This is a genomic window from Microbacterium sp. DWRC1-3 (assembly GCF_049896645.1).
In the GTDB taxonomy this organism is placed as follows: Bacteria; Actinomycetota; Actinomycetes; order Actinomycetales; family Microbacteriaceae; genus Microbacterium; species Microbacterium maritypicum.
The window spans coordinates 411,149-435,205 of sequence record NZ_JAFCUS010000002.1; the positions used below are offsets into that span (position 1 = coordinate 411,149).

At 69.2% G+C, this 24,057-nt stretch carries 25 protein-coding genes and 2 tRNA genes; 17 read left to right on the forward strand and 10 right to left on the reverse strand.

Annotated features, from left to right (window positions below; all coding sequences use genetic code 11):
* Positions 1-5 precede the first annotated feature (5 nt).
* From ACP699_RS14595 to ACP699_RS14610, 4 genes are all read right to left on the reverse strand, one after another.
* Positions 6-2,600: a glycoside hydrolase family 78 protein gene (locus ACP699_RS14595; RefSeq protein WP_127481781.1), complete on the reverse strand. Its 2,595-nt coding sequence runs from the start codon at positions 2,598-2,600 to the stop codon at positions 6-8.
* 83 nt (positions 2,601-2,683) lie between these two features.
* Complete coding sequence (locus ACP699_RS14600) at positions 2,684-4,297, reverse strand: MFS transporter (RefSeq protein WP_151486906.1); 1,614 nt, start codon at positions 4,295-4,297, stop codon at positions 2,684-2,686.
* Complete coding sequence (locus ACP699_RS14605) at positions 4,294-5,769, reverse strand: DUF2252 domain-containing protein (RefSeq protein WP_426172010.1); 1,476 nt, start codon at positions 5,767-5,769, stop codon at positions 4,294-4,296. Before ACP699_RS14605 ends, ACP699_RS14600 begins: the two co-directional genes overlap by 4 nt.
* Positions 5,770-5,955: 186 nt before the next feature.
* Positions 5,956-6,666: an ion channel gene (locus tag ACP699_RS14610; RefSeq protein WP_426172012.1), complete on the reverse strand. Its 711-nt coding sequence runs from the start codon at positions 6,664-6,666 to the stop codon at positions 5,956-5,958.
* A 190-nt stretch (positions 6,667-6,856) separates the two neighbouring features.
* On the opposite strand from ACP699_RS14610, the gene ACP699_RS14615 reads away from it, so the two are divergent.
* The 6 genes from ACP699_RS14615 to ACP699_RS14640 all read left to right on the forward strand — a co-directional run bounded on the left by ACP699_RS14615 (position 6,857) and on the right by ACP699_RS14640 (position 11,384).
* A tRNA-Ser gene (locus ACP699_RS14615) sits at positions 6,857-6,945 on the forward strand.
* Positions 6,946-7,047: 102 nt separating this feature from the next.
* On the forward strand, positions 7,048-8,670 hold the full coding sequence (locus ACP699_RS14620; RefSeq protein WP_055869823.1) for a sodium-dependent transporter: 1,623 nt from the start codon (positions 7,048-7,050) through the stop codon (positions 8,668-8,670).
* Positions 8,667-8,801, forward strand: a complete 135-nt coding sequence (locus ACP699_RS14625) for a methionine/alanine import family NSS transporter small subunit (RefSeq protein WP_082524373.1) — start codon at positions 8,667-8,669, stop codon at positions 8,799-8,801. The genes ACP699_RS14620 and ACP699_RS14625 overlap by 4 nt, the downstream gene beginning before the upstream one ends.
* 111 nt (positions 8,802-8,912) lie before the next feature.
* Positions 8,913-9,779 carry an AraC family transcriptional regulator gene (locus ACP699_RS14630; RefSeq protein WP_314475394.1) on the forward strand — a complete coding sequence of 289 codons (867 nt, stop codon included), beginning with the start codon at positions 8,913-8,915 and terminating at the stop codon, positions 9,777-9,779.
* 106 nt (positions 9,780-9,885) lie between these two features.
* Positions 9,886-10,521 carry a GyrI-like domain-containing protein gene (locus tag ACP699_RS14635; protein WP_426172015.1) on the forward strand — a complete coding sequence of 212 codons (636 nt, stop codon included), beginning with the start codon at positions 9,886-9,888 and terminating at the stop codon, positions 10,519-10,521.
* A gap of 62 nt (positions 10,522-10,583) precedes the next feature.
* On the forward strand, positions 10,584-11,384 hold the full coding sequence (locus tag ACP699_RS14640) for a DUF1206 domain-containing protein (protein WP_055869829.1): 801 nt from the start codon (positions 10,584-10,586) through the stop codon (positions 11,382-11,384).
* A 19-nt stretch (positions 11,385-11,403) separates the two neighbouring features.
* Here the strand turns inward: ACP699_RS14640 and ACP699_RS14645 are convergent, their stop codons facing one another.
* The gene (locus tag ACP699_RS14645; RefSeq protein WP_426172018.1) at positions 11,404-12,051 is read right to left on the reverse strand and encodes a LysE family translocator; all 648 of its coding nucleotides are present in this window, start codon (positions 12,049-12,051) and stop codon (positions 11,404-11,406) included.
* A 76-nt stretch (positions 12,052-12,127) separates the two neighbouring features.
* Entirely contained in the window at positions 12,128-12,520 is a 393-nt protein-coding gene (locus ACP699_RS14650; RefSeq protein WP_426172020.1) for a nuclear transport factor 2 family protein, read from the reverse strand.
* 90 nt (positions 12,521-12,610) lie between these two features.
* Between ACP699_RS14650 and ACP699_RS14655 the strand changes: the two genes are divergently transcribed.
* From ACP699_RS14655 to ACP699_RS14690, 8 genes are all read left to right on the forward strand, one after another.
* Positions 12,611-12,991, forward strand: coding sequence for a winged helix-turn-helix transcriptional regulator (locus ACP699_RS14655; protein WP_055869835.1), 381 nt, complete (start codon positions 12,611-12,613; stop codon positions 12,989-12,991).
* A gap of 43 nt (positions 12,992-13,034) precedes the next feature.
* On the forward strand, positions 13,035-14,342 hold the full coding sequence (locus ACP699_RS14660; RefSeq protein ID WP_426172022.1) for an aminotransferase class V-fold PLP-dependent enzyme: 1,308 nt from the start codon (positions 13,035-13,037) through the stop codon (positions 14,340-14,342).
* A complete protein-coding gene (sufU, locus tag ACP699_RS14665) occupies positions 14,339-14,773 on the forward strand; it encodes a Fe-S cluster assembly sulfur transfer protein SufU (protein WP_426172024.1) in 435 nt (144 codons plus the stop codon). The genes ACP699_RS14660 and sufU overlap by 4 nt, the downstream gene beginning before the upstream one ends.
* 16 nt (positions 14,774-14,789) lie before the next feature.
* Positions 14,790-15,731 carry a GNAT family N-acetyltransferase gene (locus ACP699_RS14670; protein ID WP_426172026.1) on the forward strand — a complete coding sequence of 314 codons (942 nt, stop codon included), beginning with the start codon at positions 14,790-14,792 and terminating at the stop codon, positions 15,729-15,731.
* Between the two features lie 59 nt (positions 15,732-15,790).
* Positions 15,791-16,432 carry an NADPH-dependent F420 reductase gene (locus ACP699_RS14675; RefSeq protein WP_055869845.1) on the forward strand — a complete coding sequence of 214 codons (642 nt, stop codon included), beginning with the start codon at positions 15,791-15,793 and terminating at the stop codon, positions 16,430-16,432.
* 112 nt (positions 16,433-16,544) lie between these two features.
* Positions 16,545-17,210, forward strand: coding sequence for a GntR family transcriptional regulator (locus ACP699_RS14680; RefSeq protein WP_127481790.1), 666 nt, complete (start codon positions 16,545-16,547; stop codon positions 17,208-17,210).
* Between the two features lie 110 nt (positions 17,211-17,320).
* Positions 17,321-17,566: a hypothetical protein gene (locus ACP699_RS14685; protein ID WP_055869848.1), complete on the forward strand. Its 246-nt coding sequence runs from the start codon at positions 17,321-17,323 to the stop codon at positions 17,564-17,566.
* Positions 17,563-18,426, forward strand: a complete 864-nt coding sequence (locus ACP699_RS14690) for a hypothetical protein (protein ID WP_426172029.1) — start codon at positions 17,563-17,565, stop codon at positions 18,424-18,426. Before ACP699_RS14685 ends, ACP699_RS14690 begins: the two co-directional genes overlap by 4 nt.
* Positions 18,427-18,449: 23 nt before the next feature.
* Here ACP699_RS14690 and ACP699_RS14695 read toward each other — a convergent pair whose 3' ends face one another.
* Positions 18,450-19,289 carry an SDR family NAD(P)-dependent oxidoreductase gene (locus ACP699_RS14695; protein WP_127481792.1) on the reverse strand — a complete coding sequence of 280 codons (840 nt, stop codon included), beginning with the start codon at positions 19,287-19,289 and terminating at the stop codon, positions 18,450-18,452.
* 130 nt (positions 19,290-19,419) lie between these two features.
* Between ACP699_RS14695 and ACP699_RS14700 the strand changes: the two genes are divergently transcribed.
* Entirely contained in the window at positions 19,420-20,004 is a 585-nt protein-coding gene (locus ACP699_RS14700) for a hypothetical protein (RefSeq protein ID WP_017828049.1), read from the forward strand.
* Between the two features lie 64 nt (positions 20,005-20,068).
* Positions 20,069-20,141: transfer RNA gene (locus tag ACP699_RS14705), tRNA-Arg, on the forward strand.
* 57 nt (positions 20,142-20,198) lie between these two features.
* Here the strand turns inward: ACP699_RS14705 and ACP699_RS14710 are convergent.
* Complete coding sequence (locus ACP699_RS14710; RefSeq protein ID WP_017828050.1) at positions 20,199-21,134, reverse strand: LysR family transcriptional regulator; 936 nt, start codon at positions 21,132-21,134, stop codon at positions 20,199-20,201.
* Positions 21,135-21,205: 71 nt separating this feature from the next.
* Here ACP699_RS14710 and ACP699_RS14715 point away from each other — a divergent pair, with 71 nt between their 5' ends.
* Positions 21,206-22,936: an L-aspartate oxidase gene (locus ACP699_RS14715; protein WP_426172032.1), complete on the forward strand. Its 1,731-nt coding sequence runs from the start codon at positions 21,206-21,208 to the stop codon at positions 22,934-22,936.
* A 96-nt stretch (positions 22,937-23,032) separates the two neighbouring features.
* Here ACP699_RS14715 and ACP699_RS14720 read toward each other — a convergent pair whose 3' ends face one another.
* Both ACP699_RS14720 and ACP699_RS14725 read right to left on the reverse strand, forming a co-directional pair.
* Positions 23,033-23,341 carry a hypothetical protein gene (locus ACP699_RS14720; RefSeq protein WP_055876915.1) on the reverse strand — a complete coding sequence of 103 codons (309 nt, stop codon included), beginning with the start codon at positions 23,339-23,341 and terminating at the stop codon, positions 23,033-23,035.
* A 75-nt stretch (positions 23,342-23,416) separates the two neighbouring features.
* On the reverse strand, positions 23,417-24,049 hold the full coding sequence (locus tag ACP699_RS14725; RefSeq protein ID WP_426172034.1) for a hypothetical protein: 633 nt from the start codon (positions 24,047-24,049) through the stop codon (positions 23,417-23,419).
* Positions 24,050-24,057 lie beyond the last annotated feature (8 nt).

Below are 24,057 nucleotides of genomic sequence, written 5' to 3' on the forward strand. Positions count from 1 at the left end.
CGCCGTCACGCACTCAGGGGCACGGCGCGCGTGTGCGCGCCGTGCCCGAGCTCCTCACGGGCCGCGCCTGGCAGATCGAGCTCGGCGGTGGCACCGACCGGCACCACGACCTCGACCCGCAGCTCATCCTGCTCGACATGCCAGGAGATCGAGGTCTCGCCGTAGGGTGTGCGCTGCGTCGCCGACGCGTGCGTCAGACCGCCGCCCGGCCGCGGGGCGAAGCGGATGCGACGATAGCCGGGCTCCGCCGGGGCGAGTCCGGCCACGCTGCGGTGCAGCCAGTCGGCGACCGCTCCCAGCGCGTAGTGGTTGAACGACGTCATGGTTCCAGGGTTCACGGTGCCATCCGGCAGCATCGCGTCCCATCGCTCCCAGACCGTCGTCGCGCCCTGCACGACCTGATAGAGCCACGACGGGCACTCCTGCTCGAGAAGCAGATCGTAGGCGGCATCGGTGTGGCCGGTCATGGTGAGCGCGTCGCAGACGAGCGGCGTGCCCACGAATCCGGTCGCGATGCGGTTGCCGGCGGTGTGCACGAGATCGGCGAGGCGGGCGCCTGCCACAGCACGCCGCCTGTCGTCGGCGAGTAGGTCGAACACGATGGCCAGGGCGTAAGCGGTCTGTGCGTCGGAGGTCATCGTGCCGTCGGCGCGCACATACGCATCCCGGAACGCGGCGGCCACGTCGACCGCGAGACTCTCGTAGTGTGTCGCATCGGCCGTGCGCCCCAGCACGCGAGCCATATCCGCGACGGCTCGCGCCGACCGCGCGAAGTAGGCCGTCGCCACGAGATATCGATCGGTGCGCGCATCGGCGGGATCCTGTGGGGGAGCGGCGGGGTCGAGCCAGTCGCCGAGCTGGAAGCCCTCGTTCCACAGGCGGTCGGGCCCGGCCAGGGAGTCGACCTTGTCGACCCAGCGGCGTGCGCTCTCGAACTGCGTCGCCAGCACGCCGTCATCACCGAAGCGCTGGTAGAGGGTCCAGGGCAGCAGCGTGGCGACATCACCCCAGGCGGCTCCCGCCCTGATCGGGGACCACACCTTGTGCGAGGGGATCACCGGCACGAACCAGGGCACCGTGCCGTCGGGCAGCTGGTCGGCCTCGACGTCGCGGAGCCATCCCGACAGCATCCCGGAGACGTCGAACAGTGTCGAGGCGGTGGGCCCGAACACCTGCACGTCGCCGGTCCAGCCCACGCGCTCATCGCGCTGCGGACAGTCGGTGGGGATGTCGACGAAGTTCCCGCGCATGCCCCAGACGACGTTGCGGTGCAGCTGCTCGACCAGAGGGTCGGAGCACGAGAACCATCCGGTGCGCTCCAGGTCGGTGTGCAGTACGCGCGCGATGAGGGCGCCGGCCGCGGCATCCGCATCGAGGTCTCCCGGCCACCCCGAGACCTCGACGTACCGGAAGCCGTGGAACGTGAAGCGCGGTTCCCACTCCTCGCCCGCGGGACGTCCGTCGAGTGTGTAGGAGTCGCTGGAGCGTGCGCTGCGCAGAGGGCGCGTGTAGATCTCGCCCTCCTGCAGCACCTCCGCGGTGCGCAGTGTGACGGTCGCGCCACGGGGCCCGGCGACGCGGATGCGCACCCGTCCGACGAGGTTCTGCCCGAAGTCGAGGATGCGCGCGCCACCGGGCGAGGTGAGCACGGCGATCGGCGCGACCTCCTGCGTCACCCGGACGGGCGGGGCGGTCGGGGCGACGAGGGTGCGCGGGTCGCGCGTGCGCACCGCGACCGGCAGCCACCCGCCGTCGTCGAACGACGCCGTCGTCCACCCGGGGATCTCCTGGCGCGCGTCGTAGTCCTCACCGTCGTAGATCCCGGACCGCAGGATGGGGGAGAGCGCCGCCTTCCACGAACCGTCGGTCGCGACCGTCTCGCGTCGCCCGTCGGCGTAGACGATCTCCAACTGCCCGAGGAAGGAGAGGTCGCCGCCGAACACGTTGCGGTGGCCGCCGCGCCAGCCGAGACGTCCGCGATACCAGCCGTCTCCGAGCCAGGCGCCGAGCGCGTTCTCGCCGTCGACGAGCAGGTCGGTCACGTCGTAGGTGTAGTACCGCAGACGCTCGCGGTAGACCGTCCAGCCCGGTGAGAGCGTGTCGGAGCCGACGCGGATGCCGTTGATCTCGGCCTCGTACAGGCCGTGCGCGGTGGCGTAGAGCCGGGCGCGGGCGATCGTGCCGTCGATGCGGAAGCTCCGCCGGACCAGGGTGGCGCGGCGGGCGTCGCTCTCCGGGTCCTCGTCGAGATCGAGTCCGACCGGCTGCGCCGACCAGTCGTCGGCATGCAGCAGCCCCGTCTCCAGCCAGGTCTCGGGACTCCGGTCCGACCAGCTGCCGTCGACGCCCTGCACCGCGACGTGCACACGGACGCGCTCTCGCGAACCGAGCGCCCGGCCCGGCCAGGGGACCAGGACCTGGGCGGCGGACGTCACCTCGACGCGCTCCTCGCCGTCCTCGCGCACCACGGTGACCGCATACCGCTCCTGGCGCCAGCCGTCGGGTGCGCCGGAGAGCCTCCAGCTCAGACGGGGGCGGCTCTCGCCGATGCCGATCGGATCCCTGTGGTGCTCGATGCGCGGTGCGGAGACGATCGTCATGCTCCTCATCCTCGCCGATCCCGAGGACAACGGCGATGGAGTCGGACGATCTCGTGCCCCACGACTCCCGTGCCGCCCCGGGGTCACCCGGTCGTCGGGGTGCGTCGCAGGTGGGCGTCGTTCGTGCGGGGTATCCCCTTCGAGAAGAACAGCGACAGGAGGCTGATGAGGATCAGCGCGAAGAACGCGATACGCAGTGAAGACAGCTGCGAGTCGCGGTAGATCGTGGCGAGGGAGTCGGCGTCCGCGTCGCTCAGACCGGCCTTCTCCGCGATGGCGGCCACGTCCGCTGCCGGCACGATCGCGACGCCCTGCTGCGTGGCGCTCGCCACCGTCGTCTTCGTGGCGTCGGGGAGAGCGCTCGACGCGACTCCCGATGCGAACGAGGTCGACAGGGCGCCGATGAGGATCGAGCCGATCAGCGCCGTTCCCAGCGACGAGCCGAGGTTCTGGAACACGCCCTGGAGCCCGCCCACCTCGCTCGTCTCCTTCTCCGTCACGCTCGACATGTTGACATTCCCCAGCTGCGAGGCGAGCAGTCCGAGGGCTGCTCCGGCGAGGAACATTCCGGTCGCGAAGAACACGCTGCGCAGGTCGCTCGTCGCGGAGCCGAGCAGGATGACGGCGCTCACGACGAGGGACACCTGCCCGATGCGCACGATCATGCGTGGCGAGAGCACGCGCGAGAGCCGGGTGCCGACGATGGAGAACAGCACGAGGGCGATCGAGAGCGGGAAGATCCGGACGCCGGTCTCCAGCGCATCGAGGCCGAGAGTCATCTGCAGATAGACCGGCACCATGAAGAACAGCCCCGCCGTCACCGTGTACTGCGCTCCGAGCACGAAGAGCCCGCTGCGCAGCGACGTGATCGAGAACATGCCCACGTGGATGAGCGGAGAGCGGCCCAGGTTCTCGAGAAGACGCTGGCGGGAGAAGAAGAGTGCGAGGAGCACGATGCCGAGCACGATGAACCAGGCGGCGGGGGAGATGCCGAGCGGTGCGATGGCGACGTCGCCGATGGTGGGCGGATTCAGCGGAAGCACCCATCCCCAGGTCTTGCTCTGCAGCATCCCGAACACCACCGCGACCAGTCCGATCGAGGACAGGGCGACGCTGAGGAGATCGATGCGCACGCTCTGCCGTGGCGTCGGATCCGTGACGATGCGGGCGCACAGCACCACACCGATCATGATGAGCACCTCGGCGGCGAACACGTAGCGCCAGTCGAAGTACGTCGTGACGAATCCTCCGATCAGGGGTCCCGCTGCGACAGCCGCTCCGGACACGGCGCCGATGATCGCGAAGGCCGTGATGCGCTCGCTTCCCCGGTAGTTGTCGGCGACGAGCGCGGCGATGGCCGGGATGACGAGCACAGCACCCAGCCCCTCGACGATCGACCAGCCGAGGAAGAGGAACTGCACGTTCGGGCTCAACGCAGTGATCAGCGAGCCCGCCGCGTACACGCACGACCCGATCACGAACGCCCTGCGACGACCCCACACGTCGCCCAGCCTCGCGCCCAGCAGCATGAACGCGGCCATCGTGAGGGTGTAGAAGGTGATGGCGCCCTGCATTGCGGTGACGGTGGTGTCGAGGTCGGACACCACCGTCGAGATCGACACGTTCATCACGGTGCCGTCGAGCACCATCACGAACTGCGCGGATCCGAGGACGGCGATGACACCCCAGCGCTTCATGGCGACTCCTTCGAGGGTGCGGATCCCCTCGTGGGGAGCCTCCCCGCGGAGAGCGCGTCGCGGAAGCTCGTGAAGTCGCGCTCGTTCTGATCGGCGTAGGTGTCGGCGAAGACGCAGACGGCCTCCTCGAAAGCCCGCCCGCGACCGAGATACCCGGCGACCTCGACGCGGTCCCCGCTCCTGGCGTGCCCTCGGGCGAGGGTCTCGCCGCAGATGCGCGCGTACAGCGCCGCCCCGCGCGGAGTCATCGTCTCCGGATCGATCCCGCCTTTCCAGTCGTGCAGCTGGCGCACGTAGAAGTCGCGGGTCGTGCCGTCGGCGCCGGCCACCCGCTGCCATCCGAGGAAGATGTCGCTGGCCGCCTGCATGAGTCGCTGCCCGCGCGCCACCCGTTCTCCCTCGTTCCCGTGCGTTCCCGGACCGAGGTAGCGCTCGAGGACGGAAGGCTGCGCGGTCTTCGCCTGCAGAAGCAGAGGATCGTGATCGTCTCTGCCGCTGAGGAGCACGACCCAGGCCCTCGTGCCGACGCTGCCGATCCCTCCCACCATCCGGGCCATGTGGCGGTAGCGGTACTCGGAGATCGGGTGGTGCTCACCCGGCAATGTGTGCTGGTACTCGGAGAGGAGACTCCGCATCAGGGCGGCCTCGTCGAAGTCGGCGCCGGCCCCCGGCAGGAAGTCCTCGACGGGCGTCACCAGCGGCGGGTTCGAGATGATCCGGAGCTGTCCGTCGACGACGTGCACGAGCTTCGCGAACGATCGCATCCGGTCCCGCTTGCGCGCCTTCTTCACCACCGCATCCAATCGAGCGACCGTCACGTCGTCCGCACGTCGCCGATCTCGTTCCGCGCGGATCCGTCGGCGCGCGCTCTCCGCGTCGAAACGGTCGTACCAGGCGTCCAGGACAGGGGAGTCGGCCGCGCGCCGCATCGCCTTCCGGTAGCCCACGACCGACGCGCGCACGCACGCACGCACCTCGTCCGCGGAGAAACCACGATGGCGGCCGGCCACGGCGAAGCTCGTCGCCAGGCGCTTCACGTCCCATTCGAACGGGCCGGGGAACGTCTCGTCGAAGTCGTTCATGTCGAAGATGAGCCGGCGCTCCGGAGTGCCGAACAGGCCGAAGTTCGACAGGTGCGCGTCACCGCACAGCTGCACGGTGATGCCGGTGTGCGGCGCGGTGGCGAGGTCGGCGGCCATCAGCAGAGCCGCCCCCCGGTAGAACGCGAACGGCGAGGCCGACATCCGCTCGTACCGCAACGGAACGATGTCGAGATCCCGCGTGGTGGCCTGCCCCTCGAGCAGCGCGACCGGGTCGGGGCGGTCCGCTCCCGGACGCCACGGGCCCTGGTGTGAGCGAGGGGCACGAGCACGGGCGTCGCGACCGCGGCTCCACCTGGCGACGAACTCCGGCGCGACCGCATCCGGTGGCGCGAACTCGTCGCGCTCCTCGGCGCTTCCGATGTCCCCCATGCCGTACCTCCCACCCGTCTGTCGACGGCGCGGGAGCCGGAGGGCCGGAGGAGGATCCCGGGCCGGATGCGGGCGGCGTCGCACTGCTCATCGTCGCAGTCCGCGGGGGGATCACGGGAGGGGCATCACCCCTTTCGGGCGAGGCCGGGGAGATGTCGGCGACGCTCCTCGACCGCGGCCGCAGGGTCAGGCGTCGGATGACGCGGCGCGCTTCGCGCTGGCACCCCGCATGATCCGCGCGACCGCGGTGATCAGGAACAGCTGCCCGGTGATGGCCTCGGCGATGGCGATCCCCTGTCCGGTGGTGCCGACCGGCACCAGGTTGCCGTATCCGGTCGTGGTCAGCGTCGTGAAGGAGAAGAACAGCTGGTTGCCGAGCGAGTCGAGATTCTCGTCGCCGAACATGGGGGTGGGTGAGAACTGAGAGATCAAGTTGTAGACGAAGGCGAAGAACATCCCGACCAGGATGTACGCGGTGATCGCCGCCAGAAGGGCCTCCAGGTCGAGGCCGCGTCGGTTGACCTGGTGCGCGATGATCGCCCAGGGGGCGACCAGCAGCGCGATCATCGACGCCGTCGACAGCGGGATCGCGAGCAGAGGACCCTCGACACCGAAGAGGACGGCGGCGACGGCGGAGGCCCCGGCCACCGAGAGCACCACCCACGACACGCGTTGGACGAGGTTCCGGGCCCTGGTCACGTAGAACACCATCGCGATCGTCGCCAGCATCGCGAGGAAGGCCCAGGGGCTCGGATCCGTGCTCGGCTGCGCGGCGCACAGGCCGTAGGAGACGACGAGCAGTACGAGGATGATGGCGTATCCGCGGGCCTGGCCGTCTCGCCGGCGACGAGGGGGCGTGTCGGAGTGCTCCGGCTTCACGGTGTCTGTCCGGGGCATGATCGGTCCTCTTCCGCGCGGTGGACGCGGGGCGCCCACGATGTGCGGCCAGTATCCCAGCGCGAGTGCGCCTCCCCGCTCAGGCCGGTTGCGCGTCGGCCAGAAGGAGAGTCCCGGGGGGCTGGTTCGTCACCGCTCGTCTGACCCGTTATGATGGCTAGGTGCATCCGTGCTTTCGGGTCGGATGCCTGGAGACGTCGCATAGTCCGGCCGAGTGCACCACCCTGCTAAGGTGGAGTCCCCTCACGGGGACCAGGGGTTCAAATCCCCTCGTCTCCGCACAAGAACCCCCGCTCAGGCGGGGGTTTTCTCGTTGGTTCCTGCACGGGGGAATCCGGTGCCGAGTGCGAAGCGGGCCTGCCCTCGGGTAGTCTCGCCCGCATGGCAACCGCAACGACGCAGACCCACAAACGCGAGGCGTTCAGCTCGCGGAACGTGTTCATCCTCTCGGCGATCGGCTCCGCGGTCGGCCTCGGCAACATCTGGCGGTTCCCCTACGTCGCCTACGAGGGCGGCGGCGGTGCGTTCCTGATCCCGTACCTGTGCGCCCTGCTCACGGCCGGCATCCCGCTGCTATTCTTCGACTACGCGATCGGCCACCGTTTCCGCGGATCGGCACCGTTGGCGTTCCGCCGCATGCACCGCGCTGCCGAGCCCCTCGGCTGGTGGCAGGTGCTCATCTGCGTCGTCATCGCCGTCTACTACGCGGTGATCATCGCCTGGGCGGCCATGTACACCTGGTTCTCGGCCCAGCTCACCTGGGGTGCGGGCAACGAGAACGACTTCTTCTTCATCGACTTCCTGCGCTCGGCCGACGTCGCCGAGGTGGGCGTGTCCACCGAGTTCGTGCCGCAGGTCGGCATCCCGCTCGTCGTGGTCTGGCTGATCGTGATCGTCATCATGGCGCTGGGCGTGAAGCGTGGCATCGGCCGGGCGAACATGATCCTGATGCCGTTGCTCACCATCATGTTCGCGATCCTCGTGGTGCAGTCCCTGTTCCTCCCGGGTGCGATGGACGGCCTGAACGCGTTCTTCACCCCGAACTGGGAGGCTCTGGCCGATCCCGGGGTCTGGGCATCCGCCTACGGCCACATCTTCTTCTCGCTGTCCGTCGCCTTCGGCATCATGGTGACCTATTCCTCCTACCTGAAGCGCAAGACCGATCTCACCGGCTCCGGACTCGTCGTCGCGTTCGCGAACTCGGGCTTCGAGATCCTCGCCGGGATCGGTGTCTTCGCGGCTCTCGGCTTCATGGCGCAGGCGCAGGGCACGGAGGTCGCCGGCGTCGCATCCTCCGGCATCGGACTCGCCTTCATCGCCTTCCCGACGATCGTGTCGCAGGCGACGGGCGGGTCGATCATCGGGGTGCTGTTCTTCGGGGCACTGGTGTTCGCCGGTGTCACCTCTCTGATCTCGATCCTCGAGGTGATCGTGGCTGCGCTGCAGGACAAGCTCGGCTGGGCTCGGGTGCGCACCACGCTCACGGTCGCGATCCCGCTGGCGATCATCTCGATGGCACTCTTCTCCACGACCACGGCCTTGTCGGTGCTCGATACGGCGGACGCCTTCGTCAACTCCTTCGGCATCATGGCGGTCGCGCTGGTGGCCGTGATCATCGTGGCCTGGCTGCTGCACAAGCTGCCGGTGCTGGTGGAGCACCTGAACCGGCGCTCGAGCTTCCGTGTGGGGACGATCTGGAAGGTGCTCGTCGGCGTTCTCGCGCCGGTGGTGCTCGGATACCTCTTCATCAGCGAACTGATCGCCAAGACCTCCGAGCCGTACAGCGGCTACCCCGGCTGGTTCCTCGCGATCTTCGGCTGGGGGATGGTCATCGCGCTGGTCGTGCTGGCTCTGATCCTGTCGGCACTGCCGTGGAGCGGGCGCTCGCACGCGAAGGACGATCCCGAGTACGACGAGTTCCTCTCGAAGGAAGAATACGAACCGGATGCGGAGACCTCGGCGATCCCGCTGATCGACACGACCACGAAGGGAGCCGGCGCATGACCACGACAGCGATCGTCATGATGATCATCGCGATGGTCACGGTCTGGGGCGGCCTGGTCGCCGGGATCGTGAACCTCGCGCGCCATCCCGAGGAGTCGGAGACCGAGCCCGCGCCGCCCGTCGAACTCTGACGGTGATCGAACTCTGACGCCGATCGAGTGCGTGCGCTGATCGCATCGGACCGCAGAAGTCGGGTCGCGATGGGTACGCGACGGTGACGATGGTGAGGAAAGGAGGACCTCATGATCGGCACGCTGAACGCACTGATCGACCTGGTCGACGCGGGAGACCCGGGCCAGGAGATCGACGTGGCCTCGTTCTCGCATGAGCACGGGACCACTGAGTATCACCTGCGCCGGATGTTCTCGGCACTCGCGGGCATGCCGTTCTCGGAATACGTGCGTCGTCGTCGGATGACCCTCGCCGGGGCGGAGCTCGCTGCGGGCGCCGCGAGTCTGCTCGACGTGGCCGTGCGCCACGGGTACGGGTCGGTCGAGGCATTCGGACGCGCGTTCCGGGCGGTGCACGGAATCAGTCCAGCCGATGCGCGCCGTGACGGGGGTCCTCTCCGCACTCAACCAACGCTCCGGTTCCGCCTGAGCGTCGAAGGGAGAATCCCCATGGACGTCACCATCACCCACCAGCCCGCGCTCGTCCTCGTCGGCCACGCCGCCGAGGTCCCGTTGATCCACCAAGGCGTCAACCCGCACATCCAGGCGCACATCGCTGCGATCCCGTCCCAGGAGCATGCGCGGCTTAAGGATCTCGGCGACGCCGAGCCGTCGGGGATCCTGGCCGTCACCGCTGACATCGAACCGGACGCGCCGGAGGGCACGCTGCTCACCTATCTGCATGGCGTCGCCCTGCAGAGCACCACTCCCGTTCCGGACGACCTCGACTCCCTCCATCTCGAAGCCGGCTCCTGGGCGGTCTTCGCCGCCCGCGGCCCGTTCCCCGAGACGCTGCAGGATCTGTGGGCCGCCACAGCGACCGAGTGGTTCCCGTCGAACCCCTGGCGGCTGCGTCCCGGCCCCTCGATCGTGCGCTACCTCGAGTTCTCAGGGGACTCCGCGTCGTGTGAGCTCTGGCTTCCGGTCGAGCACGGCTGACGCTCGGCCGGGGGCGGGTGGGCATCCGCGCACCACCCGCCCCCGCCTCGCCGCCCCATGTCCGCCCCCCGTGCGACACTGGGCGCACGGACCAGGGAGGCACATCATGGTGGCCATCGACCCCAAGAAGACACTCGACGCGTATCGGGCGAAGCGGGGGGAGTTCCGCATCGTCGAGGTGCCGCCCCTGCAGTACCTGATGATCGACGGCGCGGGGGATCCGAACACCTCGCCCGCCTACCGGGACGCTGTCTCTGCCCTGTTCCCCGTGGCGTACGCGTTGAAGTTCGCGAGTCGGAGCGAGCTCGGCATCGACACCGTGGTGATGCCCCTCGAAGGGCTCTGGCATGCACCCGACATGGAGTCGTTCACCTCCCGGCGCGACAAGTCGGCATGGATGTGGACATCGATGATCATGGTCGGCGACCACATCACCGCGTCGATGTTCGCGCACGCCGTGGAATCCGTGGCGCAGAAGGCGGCGAAGAAGAAGGAGCCGATCCCGGCGCTGGATGCGGTGCGGCTCGAGACGCTCGAGGAGGGGGCCTGTGTGCAGACGCTGCATGTGGGTCCGTTCGACGACGAGGGGCCGGTGCTCGACGACCTCCACTACCGGTTCATTCCCGAGAACGGGCTGCAGATGCGCGGACGCCACCACGAGATCTACCTGAGCGATCTGCGTCGCACCGACCCTGCGAAGCTGCGCACGATCCTCCGGCAGCCGGTGACGCGGGGCGTCTGAGCGGTGGGAGCCGGGAACGCAAGCCCCTCCGCGGCCTCCCGCACGACGGATACGCTTCAACGATGAGCACGGTCAAACACGTGGCGCGCGTCGCCAAAGGGTCCTCCGCATTCCGGCGGATCGCCCGTGCCGGATTCGTCGTCCTCGGCCTGATCCACGTCATCATCGGGTCGATCGCGATCTCCATCGCCGCCGGCGCCTCGGGCGACGCCGACCAGGACGGTGCGATGGAGCAGATCCGCCAGAACCCGGTCGGAGGACTGCTGCTCGTCTTCGTCGCGGCCGGTCTGATCGCGCTGGCCGTATGGCAGATCGCGAGCGCGTTCCTCGCCGCCGATCCGGCCGAGACCAAGAAGTGGGGTCAGCGCGTCAAGCTCTTCGGCATCGCCCTCGCCTACCTCGTGGTCGCCGGCATGGCGCTCATCTACGCCGTGGGCGGCAACGCCGATTCGGAGACGGCCTCGAAGACCCTGAGTGCGATCCTCCTCTCGGCACCGGGAGGGGTCGCACTGCTCGTCGTGGTCGGTCTCTCCGTGGTCGGAGTCGGGGTCGGATTCGTCGTGGGCGGCTTCACCCGCGGCTTCGAGAAGCTGCTCGATCTGCCGTCGGGGGCCGCGCGCGGCGGCATCGTGACGCTGGGCGTGATCGGCTACTTCGGCAAGGGCGTCGCGGTGGCCGTGACCGGGGTGCTGTTCGTCGTGGCCGCCGTCACCCAGGACCCGGAGAAGGGCGCAGGGCTCGATGCTGCACTGCACAGCCTGCTCGAGCTGCCCCTCGGCGGACTCGTCCTCGGAGCGGTGGGAGCGGGTTTCGCGGTGTACGGCGTGTTCTGCATCGCTCGGGCCCGCTTCGCGCGCATGTGACCGCGACCTCCGAGAGCGCTCAGGCAGTCGCGGGCTTCTCGCTCCACACCAGCAGGAAGGCTCCGAGCGCGATCATGAGTCCTCCGCCCGACGCGCCCATCGCCTCGATGCGTCCAGGCGAGCGGCCGAACCAGTCGCGGGCGGCGCTTGCGAGGAGCACCCACACCGCATCGCAGGTCACACCGATCGTCACGACGATCGCCCCGAGCAGGAAGAGCTGCGCGGGAACGGACCCGGCATCCAGGTGGACGAACTGCGGCAGGATCGCGAGGAAGAACGCGATGGACTTCGGGTTGGTCACCCCGACGACGAAGCCTTCGGCGAACAGCCGCCAGCCCGAGCGTCGCGTGGGTGCCGATGCCATCGCTCTCGCCGCGTCCTTGCGGTGACGGATGGCCTGGATGCCGAGGAAGATCAGGTACCCGGCGCCGAGCACCTTGACGATCGTGAACAGCACGACCGACTGCGCGATCACCGTCCCGACGCCGAGCGCCACGGCCACGACGAGGAGGATGGACCCGACCGCCGTGCCCAGGATGCTGAGGAAGCCGCCCATCCGCCCGAGCGCCATCGCCCGCCCGATGGTGAACAGCACGGTGGGCCCGGGGATCACGACCATGACGAAGGCTGCGACGACGAAGGCGAGCAGCGTGTCCTGGGCGATCATGGGATGAGCCTAGACGCGGAGGCACCGGACGGTCGAGCTCCCGATCGTCCGGTGCCCGCGACCAGCGGCCGCTCGATCAGGCCGTGCCCCAGAAGCGGTCCTCGGCCTCCTGGTCCTCGCTCATCAGCCAGACCTCGGCGATTCGGCCGTCGGCGACCCGGAAGACGTCGACCCCGTGCTGGTCGAGATCCTCGTGCCCCTCGCGCTGGGCGCGGAAGCGCACCGTGGCCGAGACGAGGCTGCCGCTCTCGGTCGCCGATTCGGTCTCGAGTGCGAACGTGCCGCCGCTCAGCTGCATGAAGCGACCCAGGTGCGCGAGGATCGCGTCCGGTCCGACATGGTTCCCGGACACCTGGTTCGCCCCCGGCTGGTGCCAGACGGCATCCGGATGGAAGGTCGCGGCCAGCGCTTCCATGTCTCCGGCGGCCATGGCCGCACCGTACTGTCCTACGACGTCGATAGCCGACATGATGCTCCTTCTCGATGGGTCGGTACTGTGGAGCATCCAGCGTCTCGACAGCGGCGCGGTTACTTCAACGTCACCCGGAAGGAGCGGCGAATGTCGAGCACGTGGACGGTGTTCTCCGCCAGCTGCCCCTCGCGCGCCTCGCTCGCGCGCATCGCGAACAAATGGACGGCGATGATCGTCGTGCTCCTGCACGAGCAGCCGCTGCGCTTCGGCGAACTGCACACCCGGATGGACGGGATCGCGAAGAAGGTGCTCGTCGACACGCTCCGTGCTCTCGAACGCGACGGGATGCTGGACCGCGCGGTCGGCGAAGACGGCCATTCGCGCTACCTGCTCACCCCGCTCGGACGCACCCTGTACGAGCCGCTCCAGGCTCTGCAGGTCTGGGCCGAGTCGCATGTGGAGGATGTGCGCGAAGCGCAGGACCGCTACGACGAGGTCGCCGACGCGAAGATGCTCGACGGGCACTGACCGCCTGCGCCCACCCGTCGCCCACAGGTGGGAAACTGGAACGATGAGCGTTTCTCCCGGTGTCGACGTGATCGCCCCCTTGAACGAGGCCGAGGTGCGGCGCATCCGCGGGGACTTCCCCATCCTGGGTGCGCGGGTGCAGGGGCATCCGCTCGTGTACCTGGATTCGGGAGCGACGTCGCAGCGACCGACCGCGGTCCTCGACGCCGAGCGTGACTTCGCCACCTCCTTGAACTCCGCGGTGCACCGCGGTGCGCACACGCTCGCGGCCGAGGCCACAGAGCTGTTCGAAGACGCGCGCGCCGCCGTCGCCCGGTTCGTGGGAGCCGCCGACGACGAGATCGTCTGGACCTCGAATGCGACCGAGGCGATCAACCTCGTCGCGTACTCGATGTCGAACGCGTCGCTCGGGCGCGGGGGAGCCGCCGCCGAGCGATTCCGGCTCCGCGAGGGCGATGAGATCGTGACCACCGAGATGGAGCACCACGCGAATCTCATCCCGTGGCAGGAGCTCGCGGCGCGCACTGGTGCGACGCTGAAGGTCATCCCCCTCGACGACGACGGCGCTCTGCGGCTCGACGCCGCGGCCGAGCTGATCACCCCGCGCGCGAAGCTCGTCGCATTCACGCATGTCTCGAACGTGCTCGGAGTGATCAACCCCGCCGATCAGCTGGTGGCCCTCGCGCGGGAGGTCGGTGCCCTGACCCTGCTCGACGCGTGCCAGTCCGCGCCGCATCTGCCCCTCGACGTCCGCGCCCTCGATGTCGACTTCGCCGTGCTGTCGGGCCACAAGATGCTCGGCCCCACCGGCATCGGCGCCCTCTACGGTCGCCGCGAGGTGCTGGCAGCCCTGCCGCCGTTCCTGACGGGCGGGTCGATGATCACGACGGTCACCACGACCGAGGCCGAGTACCTTCCGCCGCCGCAGCGCTTCGAAGCCGGCACACAGCGCGTCTCGCAGGCGATCGCCCTCGCCGCGGCTGTCGGCTACCTGACCGAGGTGGGGATGCCGCGCATCGCCGCGCACGAGGCGGCCTTCGGGCGCCGACTCGTCGACGGGCTGAGCGCGATCGACGGGGTGCGCGTGCTCGGCGCCGGAATCGATCTTCCCCGTGTGGGCCTGGCGAGCTTCGACGTCGAGGGCATCCACTCGCACGATGTGGGGCAGTTCCTCGACGACCTCGGCATCGCCGTGCGCGTCGGCCACCACTGCGCGCAGCCGTTGCACCGACGTCTGGGCGTGACCTCGTCCACCAGGGCGAGCACCTACCTGTACACGACCGATGCCGAGGTGGACGCCGTGATCGAGGGCGTCGCCGGAGCGATCGACTTCTTCCGGAGGGGCGCATGAGCGACCTGCAGAACCTGTACCAGGAGCTGATCCTGGACCACTCGCGCACGCCGCACGGCTACGGACTCCGCGAGGAGATCCCGGCGCAGTCCCACCAGCTGAACCCGACCTGCGGTGACGAGATTACCCTCCAGGTGCATCGCGACGCCGACGGCAGCGTCGAGGCGATCGCCTGGGAGGGCCACGGGTGCGCGATCTCCCAGGCCTCGGCCTCCCTGCTGGCGGAACTCGCCGAAGGACTCAGCATCGAAGACCTCGAGGTGCGCATCGCGGCATTCCGTGAGGCGATGCGATCCCGCGGCAAGATCGAACCCGACGAGGAGCTGCTCGGCGACGCCGCGGCCCTCGGCGGAGTGTCGAAGTACGTCGCCAGGGTCAAGTGCGCCATGCTCGCCTGGGTCGCCGCAGAGGACGCGCTGACCCGCAGCTGAGGTGCAGGATGGAGGCATGCCCCTGCACCTGACGCCTCTGCCCGCCGCGCGCTTCGACGAGTGGAGGGCGGCGTCGCGGCAGCGCCTCATCGACGGCAACAGGCGCTCGGGACGACGCCTCGGCGCAGACGCGGTCAGCCACGTCGAGCACACCTTCGACGAGCTGTTCCCCGAAGGCGTCGCGACATCGACGGCGTGGGTCGCGAGCATCGTGGACGATGCGGATGGCGAGCTCGGAACGCTCCTGCTGGTCCTGAACGGTCAGAAGCTGCTCCTCCTCGACCTCGTCTTCGAGACGACGTCGACCGATGCCCGGCCCGGCGATCTTCTCCACGGCATCCTGCAGATCGCCCGCGACAGGGGCGCGACGCAGATCGCCATGCCGCTCGTCCCGCAGGACGCGGCCGCACGGGCATTCGTCGAGGGACGCGGGTTCGAGGTCGCCTCGATCCAGATGGTGCTGGAGCCGCTTCCGGTGCGCGAGGTCGCCGGGCACGTCGATGTGCGGCCGATGACCGCGGAGCGCTTCCCCCGTTTCGTCGCCGCGTCTGAGGAGGGTTTCGCGCACGACCTCGTCGAGTCCGGCCGGTACACGCCGGAGGAGGCCGCCGCCGAGTCGCATCGTCAGATGCGGGCGGAGCTTCCGGACGGACTTGATACCGAGGGGCAGGAGCTCTTCACCGCCACCGTCGCCGGCACCGAGGTCGGCATCCTCTGGTTCGGCATGCGTCGGCGCGACGGCCGTCCGCAGGCGTTCATCCTCGACATCGAGGTGGCGGCGGATCAGCGCCGCAAGGGGTACGGGCGCGAGCTGATGCACGCCGCCGAGCGCGAGGCCCGCCGGCTCGGCGCGGAGTCGATCGGGCTGCACGTCTTCGGCTTCAACGAGGGAGCGGTCGAGCTCTACGAACAGCTCGGCTACCGGCGCACCGAGGAGAGCCTGCTGCGCGACCTCTGATCCGCGGTCACGAGACGACTCGACGGGAATAGCCGCGCGCGCCTGACGTTGGTCCCCACATGACAACTCTCGGAATCATCGGTGCAGGACACATCGGCAGCCAGGTCGCGCGCGTGGCGATCGCGAACGGCTACGACGTGGTGATCGCCAACTCCCGCGGGCCGGAGACGCTCGCCGATCTGGTCGCCGAACTCGGCCCCAAGGCTCGGGCGGCCACCGCGCAGGAGGCCGCTGCCGCTGCCGACGTCGCGGTCGTCACGGTGCCGCTGCGCGCCATCGACGACCTCCCCGCCGAGCAGCTCGCCGGCAAGATCGTCCTCGACACGAACAACTACTACTTCGAGCGGGACGGCCGCATCGAGGCCCTCGACAAGGGCGAGACGACGACGTCGGAGCTGGTGCAGCGCGCCCTCCCCGACTCGAAGATCGCGAAGGCGTTCAACCACATCTTCGCTTCGGAGATCACGTCCGACGGCACACCTGCCGGCACCCCCGATCGTCGCGCACTGGCCACGGCCGGTGATGATGCGGAGGCCGTCGCCTTCGTGACCCGCTTCTACGACGAGGCCGGATTCGACACGGTCAATGTGGGGCCGCTGAGCGAGTCCTGGCGAGTCGAGCGAGACCGTCCCGCCTACGTGGTCCGGCAGAACGCCGAGGAGCTCACCGCGAACCTCGCGATCGCGAACCGCCTGCCCTGAGCACCGGTGCGGCGGGGGAGGCGGAGAGCTCCCTCGCCGCAGGGCCCGCACCCACGCGACCCTTGGGATACCAAAAGTTGAGGAACACCGCCCGGAGTGCGAGAATGCCCAGATGGCGGGGGCTATGGCAGCAGGCGGCGAACTCGAGTCGGTGAGAGTCACGCGCGTCCTTCGCGACGACATCATCCTCGGGCGGCGCAGACCGGGAGCACGGCTCGTCGAGCGCGATATCGCGGCGGAGCTGAACGTCTCCCGGCTCCCGGTTCGCGAAGCCATCCGCACGCTCGTGGCCGAGGGGATCGTCGTCGCACGCCCCCGTACCTGGGCGGTCGTGCGGGAGTTCACCCACCGCGACATCCAGGACTTCGCCGAGGTGCGCGAGGCCATCGAGACGCTGATCTTCGTCTTCGCGGCCGAGCGGCACGATGAGGCCGGGATCGCCCGCATCCGTGGAGCCTACGAACGCGAACTCGAGGCCGCTCGCGCCGAGGACTCCGAGGCGGCCAGGGTCGCCGCGGCGGAGTTCCACGAGATCGCCGTCGAGCTCGCGGCGAACGAGATGCTCGGCGAGCTCATCGCCGTCTTCCTCACGCGTCTGCGTTGGTTGTTCGGACAGCACGACGACCTGCTCGCGATGGCGGACGAGCACCGCATCATCCTCGAGGCGATGACGGCGCGCGACACCGAAGCGCTGCGTCGGATCGTGCCGGCGCACTTGGCCAGCGGACAGTCCGCAGCCGAGCGACGTCTCGCCGAGCGCGGCGATCTGAGCGCCTGACCCGTCGGGCCCACCGTCTCTCGCGGTCGGGGGGCTGCAGAGACGGCTCCGGTTGTATATTGGGGCGATCGGAGTCGGTCCGGAACTGTTGCGCTGTCCTGGGGAGCGAGATGCGGAATCTTGCTGTCGCTGTCGGATGCCTCCTGCTGGTCGGTGGGATCTCGCTCGTCGTGATCGCCGACCAGGAGCGTCTGGAGTCGATCGCCGCGGTCAAAGCGGAGATCGTGAGGATCGAGCGCGCGCTGGATGAATCTCGCGGCGAGAACCTGGAGCTCGCAGAGAAGCTCACAGCCCTTCGCTCGCAGCTCGCCGATCAGGACGCGGACATCGCCGACACGACGGGATTCCTGCCGTGATCCGGCGCGTGCTGGCTGTCACGGTCGCGGCCTCCGTGCTGCTCGTCGGGGGGATGGTCGGCAGAGCCGACGCTCTCGAGAACGAGAGATCGGCAGCCATCGCGCAGCTCGAGGCCCTGAACGACCGATATCACGACGCCAGTCAGCGCACTGACTACCTCGACGCCGCCGTCGGCCGCGCGGAGCAGGACACCGCAGAACGTGCCGCGGTCCTCGCCCTGCGCCCCGCCTTCCTCGCCGAACTGCAGGCGCTGACCACCGCGCTCCAGGGGGCGGAGGGACGGGTGGACACGGCCACGCATCGCGCCGCCGCACTCTCGGCGCAGCAGACCGTGGTCGCAGAGAAGGAGAACCCCGAAACGGTCGCCGCGGCCACGGCCACCGTCCACGCGCTCGCCGAGAAGGTGGGCACCGAGGTCGCCTCGTGGCAAGCGGCTCAGACCTCGGGCCCCGGCGGGCCGGCATGGTCGTCGAGCGGCCCGGACGGGTATGCGCGGGTGCGGGCAGCCCTCGACCTCGTCGGGGGCGGAGGTGTCGGGCTCTACGAGTCCTCGTCGTGCGCGGGCGGCAACGCCCCGGCGTGCGCCAACAGCAACGGATACATCAAGTACCGCGCCGACATCGTGAACTGGAGCGACGGTCGGCTGAACTGGGCCATGGCGCACGAGCTCGCGCACATCTACCAGTTCCGCGTGTGGGGCTCGCTCACGTCGTCCGGAGCCTACGGGGCGCTGTTCGGCAGCGACCCCGAGTTCCTCGCCAACTGCATGGCCGTGGTGCGGGGGTACCCCGGATCGGTCAGCTGCGACGGCGAGCAGCAGGCCTGGGCCTCGGGCATCTGGGTGGGCGCCGTCCGCTGAGCGGAGTCGCTCACAGGCCCGGATCAGTCCGCCGGTGTCGTCGTGTCGATGGCGGCACGCAGCGGCCGCCGCATCACCCGCCAGTACGACGATGGCGCGACGCGGGTGAGCACATCGATCAGGCGGGCCTCGCGTCCGACCATGGTGCGCGCGGAGCGTCGTTCGGTCGCCCGGACGATGCGCGCCGCCGCGTCCGCGGGCTCGGTGTGGTACATCCGGGCCTGCGCGGCGGCGGCGCGGGCGGCCACGGCCGGATCGATCGCGGCGGCGTACCGCCCGTGCAGGATGATGCCGGTGCGCACGCCCGCGGGGTAGACGGCGCCGACGCTGACCGAGGTGCCCTCCAGCTCATGCCGCAGTGCCTCGGAGAAGGCGCGCACGGCGAACTTGCTCACGGCGTAGGGGATGCGTCCGGCGGGGGCGGCGAGTGCGTAGACGCTGGCCAGGTGCGTGATATGCGCGGCCGGAGCTGCGCGGAGCGCGGGGAGGAGTGCCTTGGTGATCGAGACCGTGCCCCACAGGTTCACATCGGTGAGCCAGCGCATCTCCTCCATCGTGAGCTGGTCGATGTCGCCGAGCATCGATGATCCGGCGCACGTGATCAGGGCGTTGATGCGTGGGTGCCCCTCGGCGATGCTTGCGGCGGCGGCGAACACGGCGTCGTCATCGCGCAGGTCGACGACGTGCGTCGTCACGTGGGCGTCGGTGAGTTCCGCGGCGATGGTCGCGAGCGCCGCGGCGTCGTGATCGATGAGCGCGAGGTGCGTTCCTCGACCGGCGAGCAGACGCGCGATGTCGGCGCCCATCCCGTTGGCGGCTCCGGTGATCACGGTGGTGCTGCCGGTGAGGTCGAGGTGCTTCATGTGGCTCCTGCGGCGCGCGATCCGGGTGCGAACCCGCGGATGTCGGATGGGTGGGGCAAGCTGATTCCGAACCATTCTGGCCGACACCGGGCCGCAGTGATACCGGTACGCTCAAGGAGAGGAGGTACCGGTGGGACGGACAGCGGATGCCATCGCCGAAGGCGTTGCGATCGCGACCGCTGCTGCGCGCCTCGCGGTGAAGAACCACATCCTCATCGGCACCATCGCCGAAGACGGTGTCTTCGACATGGACAAGTACATCGACGATGCGCGTGAGGCGCTTCGCGCCATGGCCGAGGAATCGGAAGAAGCTGCGGCCACCGTCACCGCCCTCCGCAAACGCGCGAGAGGTCGGCACTCCGATCCGGTGGGAACGCACGACTATCGCGACCGCGATGTGCGCAACCTCCGCCGTCGGGCCAAGCAGTCCACCGGTGTGGCCGTGCGTCTGCGCGAGATCATGCAGGACCGCGAGCGCCTCGCCGAGATCGTCGAGGAGGCGAGAGACGCCGCCTGGGCCGACGTGCGCCACAACCTCGACCGTCGCCTGCGTGTCGAAGGCATGCGTCCCGATCAGGATCCCGACTACAACCGCATGCGCGAAGCGCGTATGCAGGCGCTTCGGCTCGTCGATCTGCAGGCGCTCTCGTCGGAGCAGAGAGCCAAGGCCAAGCGGCGGAAGAAGCAGCAGAAGGCGGCCTCGGCCGACGAGTGAGGCCTCGTTTCGCTTTCCCGTCGCGACTGTTGTAGGCTGTTCTACGGCCCGCTGAGCGGGCTGGGCGCCCGTAGCTCAATGGATAGAGCATCTGACTACGGATCAGAAGGTTAGGGGTTCGAGTCCCTTCGGGCGCACACTGTGTTGAGACAGTAAAGGAACGGCTTCCACTTCGGTGGGGGCCGTTTCTGCGTTCAGAGCAGGCTCGTGATGGCCGGGTCGCGGTGCGCGACCTCAGCGGCCGTGGCGACGATGACCTCGCGGATCGCGGCGACGGCGACGGCAGGGGTGACATCCGCACGGTGGGCGAGGCTCACGGTGCGGGTCATCATCGGATGCGTCAGTCGAACCGACCGCAGGGCGGGCCGATCGAGCAGCACCATCGCCGGGACCACCGCGACACCGACACCGCGCTCGACGAACCGCAGCACCGCATCCATCTCGGCGCCCTCGAGCACGTGGGTGGGCCGGAGCCCCTCCGAGCGGAAAGCGGCATCGGTCGTCGCGCGGAGCTCGTAGGTCTCGTCGAGAGCGATCAGCGGGAGCGTGGCGAGGTGGGCGAGGCTCATCGCGGGCATGGTCGAGACCGGCGGCTCGGCGGCGGCGGAGATCACGACGAGCTCTTCGGCGAGCAGCGGGGTGCGCGTGAGGCTGAAGCCCGAGGGCGGTGGGCCGTCGGATTCGGTGATGAGGGCGATGTCGACGGCGCCGACGGCGAGCTGTTCGACGAGCCGGCGGGAACCGCTCTCGGTCAGATGCAGATCGACGCCCGGATGACTCGCGTGGAAGGAGCGGATCGCCTCGGCGACCAGGCTGATGCAGAGCGTGGGCGGCGCACCCAGGCGTACGCGTCCGCGGCGGAGTCCTGCCAGCTCGCCCATCTCGTCGCGGATGGCATCGGCCTCGGCGAGCATGCGCTGTGCGCGGGGGAGCAGCGTCTCGCCCGCAGCCGTGAGGGCGATGTGGCCGCGTGCGCGGTGGAACAGCTCGGCGCCGAGCTCGCGTTCGAGCGTCGAGATCTGCCGGCTCAGCGACGGCTGTGCCAGGTGCAGGTGCTCGGAGGCGCGGGTGAAGTGTCCGAGACGCGCGACCTCGACGAACCCGCGGAGCTGTTCGAGGTTCATGGCCATAGCCTACCCGCATCGTTTCCAGTCGAACTATGCATTGGAGTTATTAGGATCGCCTAACTAGCGTGGATCGCATGGCTACGCGCGAACGACAGATATCCACCACGGTCCTCGTCATCGGCACCGGCGGCTCCGGGCTGCGGGCGGCGATCGAGATCGCCGAACACGGTGTCGACGTGCTCGCCGTCGGCAAACGCCCGAGGCAGGATGCGCACACCTCGCTCGCCGCCGGCGGCATCAACGCGGCGCTCGGCACCATGGACGCGGACGACAGCTGGCAGCAGCACGCGGCCGACACCATCAAGGAGAGCTACCTGCTCGCCAACCCGCACACGGTCGAGATCGTCACTCAGGGCGCCGAACGCGGCATCCGCGACCTCGAGCGCTGGGGCATGGACTTCGCCCGCGAAGACGACGGTCGCATCTCCCAGCGCTTCTTCGGTGCCCACACCTTCCGCCGCACGGCCTTCGCCGGCGATTACACGGGCCTGGAGATCCAGCGCACTCTGGTGCGCAAGGCCGAGCAGCTCGAGGTCCCGATCCTCGATCACGTCTACATCACGCGCCTGCTCGTGCGCGACAACGTGGTGTTCGGGGCCTACGGCTTCGACCAGGCCGACGGCACCCGCTACCTCATCCACGCCGACGCCGTCATCCTCGCCGCCGGCGGACACAATCGCATCTGGCGGCGCACCTCCTCCCGCCGCGACGAGAACACGGGCGACTCCTTCCGTCTCGCCGTCGATGCGGGCGCCAGGCTCCGCGACCCCGAGCTCGTGCAGTTCCACCCGTCCGGCATCATCGAGCCGGAGAGTGCAGCGGGCACCCTGATCTCCGAGGCGGCTCGCGGGGAAGGCGGCATCTTGCGCAACGCTCTCGGCGAGCGGTTCATGGCGAAGTACGACCCCGAGCGGATGGAGCTGTCGACCAGGGACCGCGTCGCGCTCGCCGCGTACACCGAGATCCAGGAAGGACGCGGCACCGAGAACGGCGGCGTCTGGCTCGACGTGTCGCACCTGCCCCGAGAGACGATCATGACCCGTCTGCCCCGCGTCTACCAGACGATGATGGAGCTGCAGATGCTCGACATCACGACAGATCCGATCGAGATCGCCCCGACCGCGCACTATTCGATGGGCGGCGTCTGGGTGCGATCGGAGGACCACCAGACCGACGTCGACGGGCTCTACGCAATCGGCGAGGCCTCCAGTGGATTGCACGGCGCGAACCGCCTGGGCGGGAACTCGCTCATCGAGCTTCTCGTCTACGGGCGCATCGTCGGGCAGGCGGCCATGGAGCATGCGGCGGGTCTCGACGCCCAGCGTCGCTCGGCGTCCGCGGTCGCCGAGGCCCGCGCCGAGATCGATGACCTGCTCGCCGCGGAAGGACGCGAGAACGTGCGTGCCCTGCAGCGTGCGATCCGCAACCTCATGACCCGGTACGCCGGTGTGGTGCGCTCGGAGGATGGGCTGCTGGCAGGCCTCGCCGACCTCGACATGATCGAGGGACGCATGGAGGACATCGGCATCCACCCCGACATCGCGGGCTTCCAGGACCTCGCGCACGCGTTCGACCTCAAGGCCTCAGCGCTCGCCGCTCGCGCCACGCTCGAGGCCGCACTGGAGCGTCGCGAGACGCGCGGATGCCACAACCGCAGCGACTTCCCCGACAGCGATCCCACGCTGCAGGTGAACCTGGTGTGGTCGCCGAAGGACGGCGTGACCCGGGAGGCGATCCCCGAGATCTCGCCCGAGATCGCCGAGCTCATGCGCGAGGTCGACACCACGGGCAAGCTCGTCGAGTAGTCGCGGACCCGACTCGCTCCGGGTCGCACTTTCTGCCGTCCGCTCTCCGATCAGGCGGCAGAAAGTGCGACCGGAACCGGCTCGCCGGGGCGACGCTCAGTCGGCCTGCGGCTCCTCGGTGTCGATCACGCCGATGCCGACGGCCTCATGATCGGGCTCGGCCTCGTCGCGCTGGGGTGCTTTGGGTTCCTCGCCCGGAGCCTTCTCGGTGCTCGGCTCCTGCAACTGCTCGGTGCTCGGCACCTCATCGGGGTCTGCCTGCTCAGCGGACTCGGCCTGTGCGGGGGAGGCATCCGGCGCGGGCGACTCCGCCGTCACTTCTCCCGCATCGGCGCCCGATGAGGGGGTGGGTGTGGGAGCCTGCGTCTCGGGAGACGGTTCCTGCTCGGGTGTGCTGTTCGTCATGATCGTCCCTTTCGCGATGTCGTCGCCATCAGGATGCCGTCGCAACCGCACCGGATGAAGGGGCTTGACGCGGCCTCAGAAGTGCATCTGCTTCAGCGTGCCGTACTTGATCAGCAACTCCTCGAGAGCGTCGCCGTCTTTGTACTCCACGCGCACGGTCTTGCCGGTGCCGCCCGCGAGCACGATGTCGGGTCCGTTCGAGAACAGCAGCGTCGACCAGGGCGAGGTGAACACGGTCGCCCCTGCGGCATCCCTGGCTGAGACGCCGTCGGCATCCAGCGCGATCTCGACGATCTTGTCGGACCCCTTCACCGGGAAGACGGCGGGGAACTCGCTTCCCTCCCATTCGCGGAAGTAGGCGCTCAGGCCGATCTTCGCCTGCGGGAAACCGGCACGCAGGCTGCGTCCGATCCGCGAGACGTGCACCTCATGCTCGGCGCGTTCTCCCTGATCATCGGTGATCGCGACCGTGACGGTCCCGCCGATCGGGTAGGTCTGCCGGAACAGCTCCTCCTGGCGCTTGTCATCCGGTGCCAGGTCGCTGCTCTCCAGGAACGGCTGCTCGCCGATCCACCCGGTGCGGACGCTCCAGGTGCGGGTCGTCGCCTTGCTCTTCTTGCGCGAGCTGAGAACGCCGAACACGACGATCAGCACGAGCACGAGCGCGCCCGCCGCGAGGAACAGCAGGATCCCGGTGTCATCACTCATGCGATCAG

What these genes read in the sequence shown, in the direction of transcription:
- ACP699_RS14595 (WP_127481781.1), bottom strand. Translation starts at nt 2,600, where the DNA reads ATGACGATCGTCTCCGCACCGCGCATCGAGCACCACAGGGATCCGATC.
- ACP699_RS14600 (WP_151486906.1), bottom strand. Translation starts at nt 4,297, where the DNA reads ATGAAGCGCTGGGGTGTCATCGCCGTCCTCGGATCCGCGCAGTTCGTG.
- ACP699_RS14605 (WP_426172010.1), bottom strand. Translation starts at nt 5,769, where the DNA reads ATGGGGGACATCGGAAGCGCCGAGGAGCGCGACGAGTTCGCGCCACCG.
- ACP699_RS14610 (WP_426172012.1), bottom strand. Translation starts at nt 6,666, where the DNA reads ATGCCCCGGACAGACACCGTGAAGCCGGAGCACTCCGACACGCCCCCT.
- ACP699_RS14620 (WP_055869823.1), top strand. Translation starts at nt 7,048, where the DNA reads ATGGCAACCGCAACGACGCAGACCCACAAACGCGAGGCGTTCAGCTCG.
- ACP699_RS14625 (WP_082524373.1), top strand. Translation starts at nt 8,667, where the DNA reads ATGACCACGACAGCGATCGTCATGATGATCATCGCGATGGTCACGGTC.
- ACP699_RS14630 (WP_314475394.1), top strand. Translation starts at nt 8,913, where the DNA reads ATGATCGGCACGCTGAACGCACTGATCGACCTGGTCGACGCGGGAGAC.
- ACP699_RS14635 (WP_426172015.1), top strand. Translation starts at nt 9,886, where the DNA reads ATGGTGGCCATCGACCCCAAGAAGACACTCGACGCGTATCGGGCGAAG.
- ACP699_RS14640 (WP_055869829.1), top strand. Translation starts at nt 10,584, where the DNA reads ATGAGCACGGTCAAACACGTGGCGCGCGTCGCCAAAGGGTCCTCCGCA.
- ACP699_RS14645 (WP_426172018.1), bottom strand. Translation starts at nt 12,051, where the DNA reads ATGATCGCCCAGGACACGCTGCTCGCCTTCGTCGTCGCAGCCTTCGTC.
- ACP699_RS14650 (WP_426172020.1), bottom strand. Translation starts at nt 12,520, where the DNA reads ATGTCGGCTATCGACGTCGTAGGACAGTACGGTGCGGCCATGGCCGCC.
- ACP699_RS14655 (WP_055869835.1), top strand. Translation starts at nt 12,611, where the DNA reads ATGTCGAGCACGTGGACGGTGTTCTCCGCCAGCTGCCCCTCGCGCGCC.
- ACP699_RS14660 (WP_426172022.1), top strand. Translation starts at nt 13,035, where the DNA reads ATGAGCGTTTCTCCCGGTGTCGACGTGATCGCCCCCTTGAACGAGGCC.
- sufU (WP_426172024.1), top strand. Translation starts at nt 14,339, where the DNA reads ATGAGCGACCTGCAGAACCTGTACCAGGAGCTGATCCTGGACCACTCG.
- ACP699_RS14670 (WP_426172026.1), top strand. Translation starts at nt 14,790, where the DNA reads ATGCCCCTGCACCTGACGCCTCTGCCCGCCGCGCGCTTCGACGAGTGG.
- ACP699_RS14675 (WP_055869845.1), top strand. Translation starts at nt 15,791, where the DNA reads ATGACAACTCTCGGAATCATCGGTGCAGGACACATCGGCAGCCAGGTC.
- ACP699_RS14680 (WP_127481790.1), top strand. Translation starts at nt 16,545, where the DNA reads ATGGCGGGGGCTATGGCAGCAGGCGGCGAACTCGAGTCGGTGAGAGTC.
- ACP699_RS14685 (WP_055869848.1), top strand. Translation starts at nt 17,321, where the DNA reads ATGCGGAATCTTGCTGTCGCTGTCGGATGCCTCCTGCTGGTCGGTGGG.
- ACP699_RS14695 (WP_127481792.1), bottom strand. Translation starts at nt 19,289, where the DNA reads ATGAAGCACCTCGACCTCACCGGCAGCACCACCGTGATCACCGGAGCC.
- ACP699_RS14710 (WP_017828050.1), bottom strand. Translation starts at nt 21,134, where the DNA reads ATGGCCATGAACCTCGAACAGCTCCGCGGGTTCGTCGAGGTCGCGCGT.
- ACP699_RS14715 (WP_426172032.1), top strand. Translation starts at nt 21,206, where the DNA reads ATGGCTACGCGCGAACGACAGATATCCACCACGGTCCTCGTCATCGGC.
- ACP699_RS14720 (WP_055876915.1), bottom strand. Translation starts at nt 23,341, where the DNA reads ATGACGAACAGCACACCCGAGCAGGAACCGTCTCCCGAGACGCAGGCT.
- ACP699_RS14725 (WP_426172034.1), bottom strand. Translation starts at nt 24,049, where the DNA reads ATGAGTGATGACACCGGGATCCTGCTGTTCCTCGCGGCGGGCGCGCTC.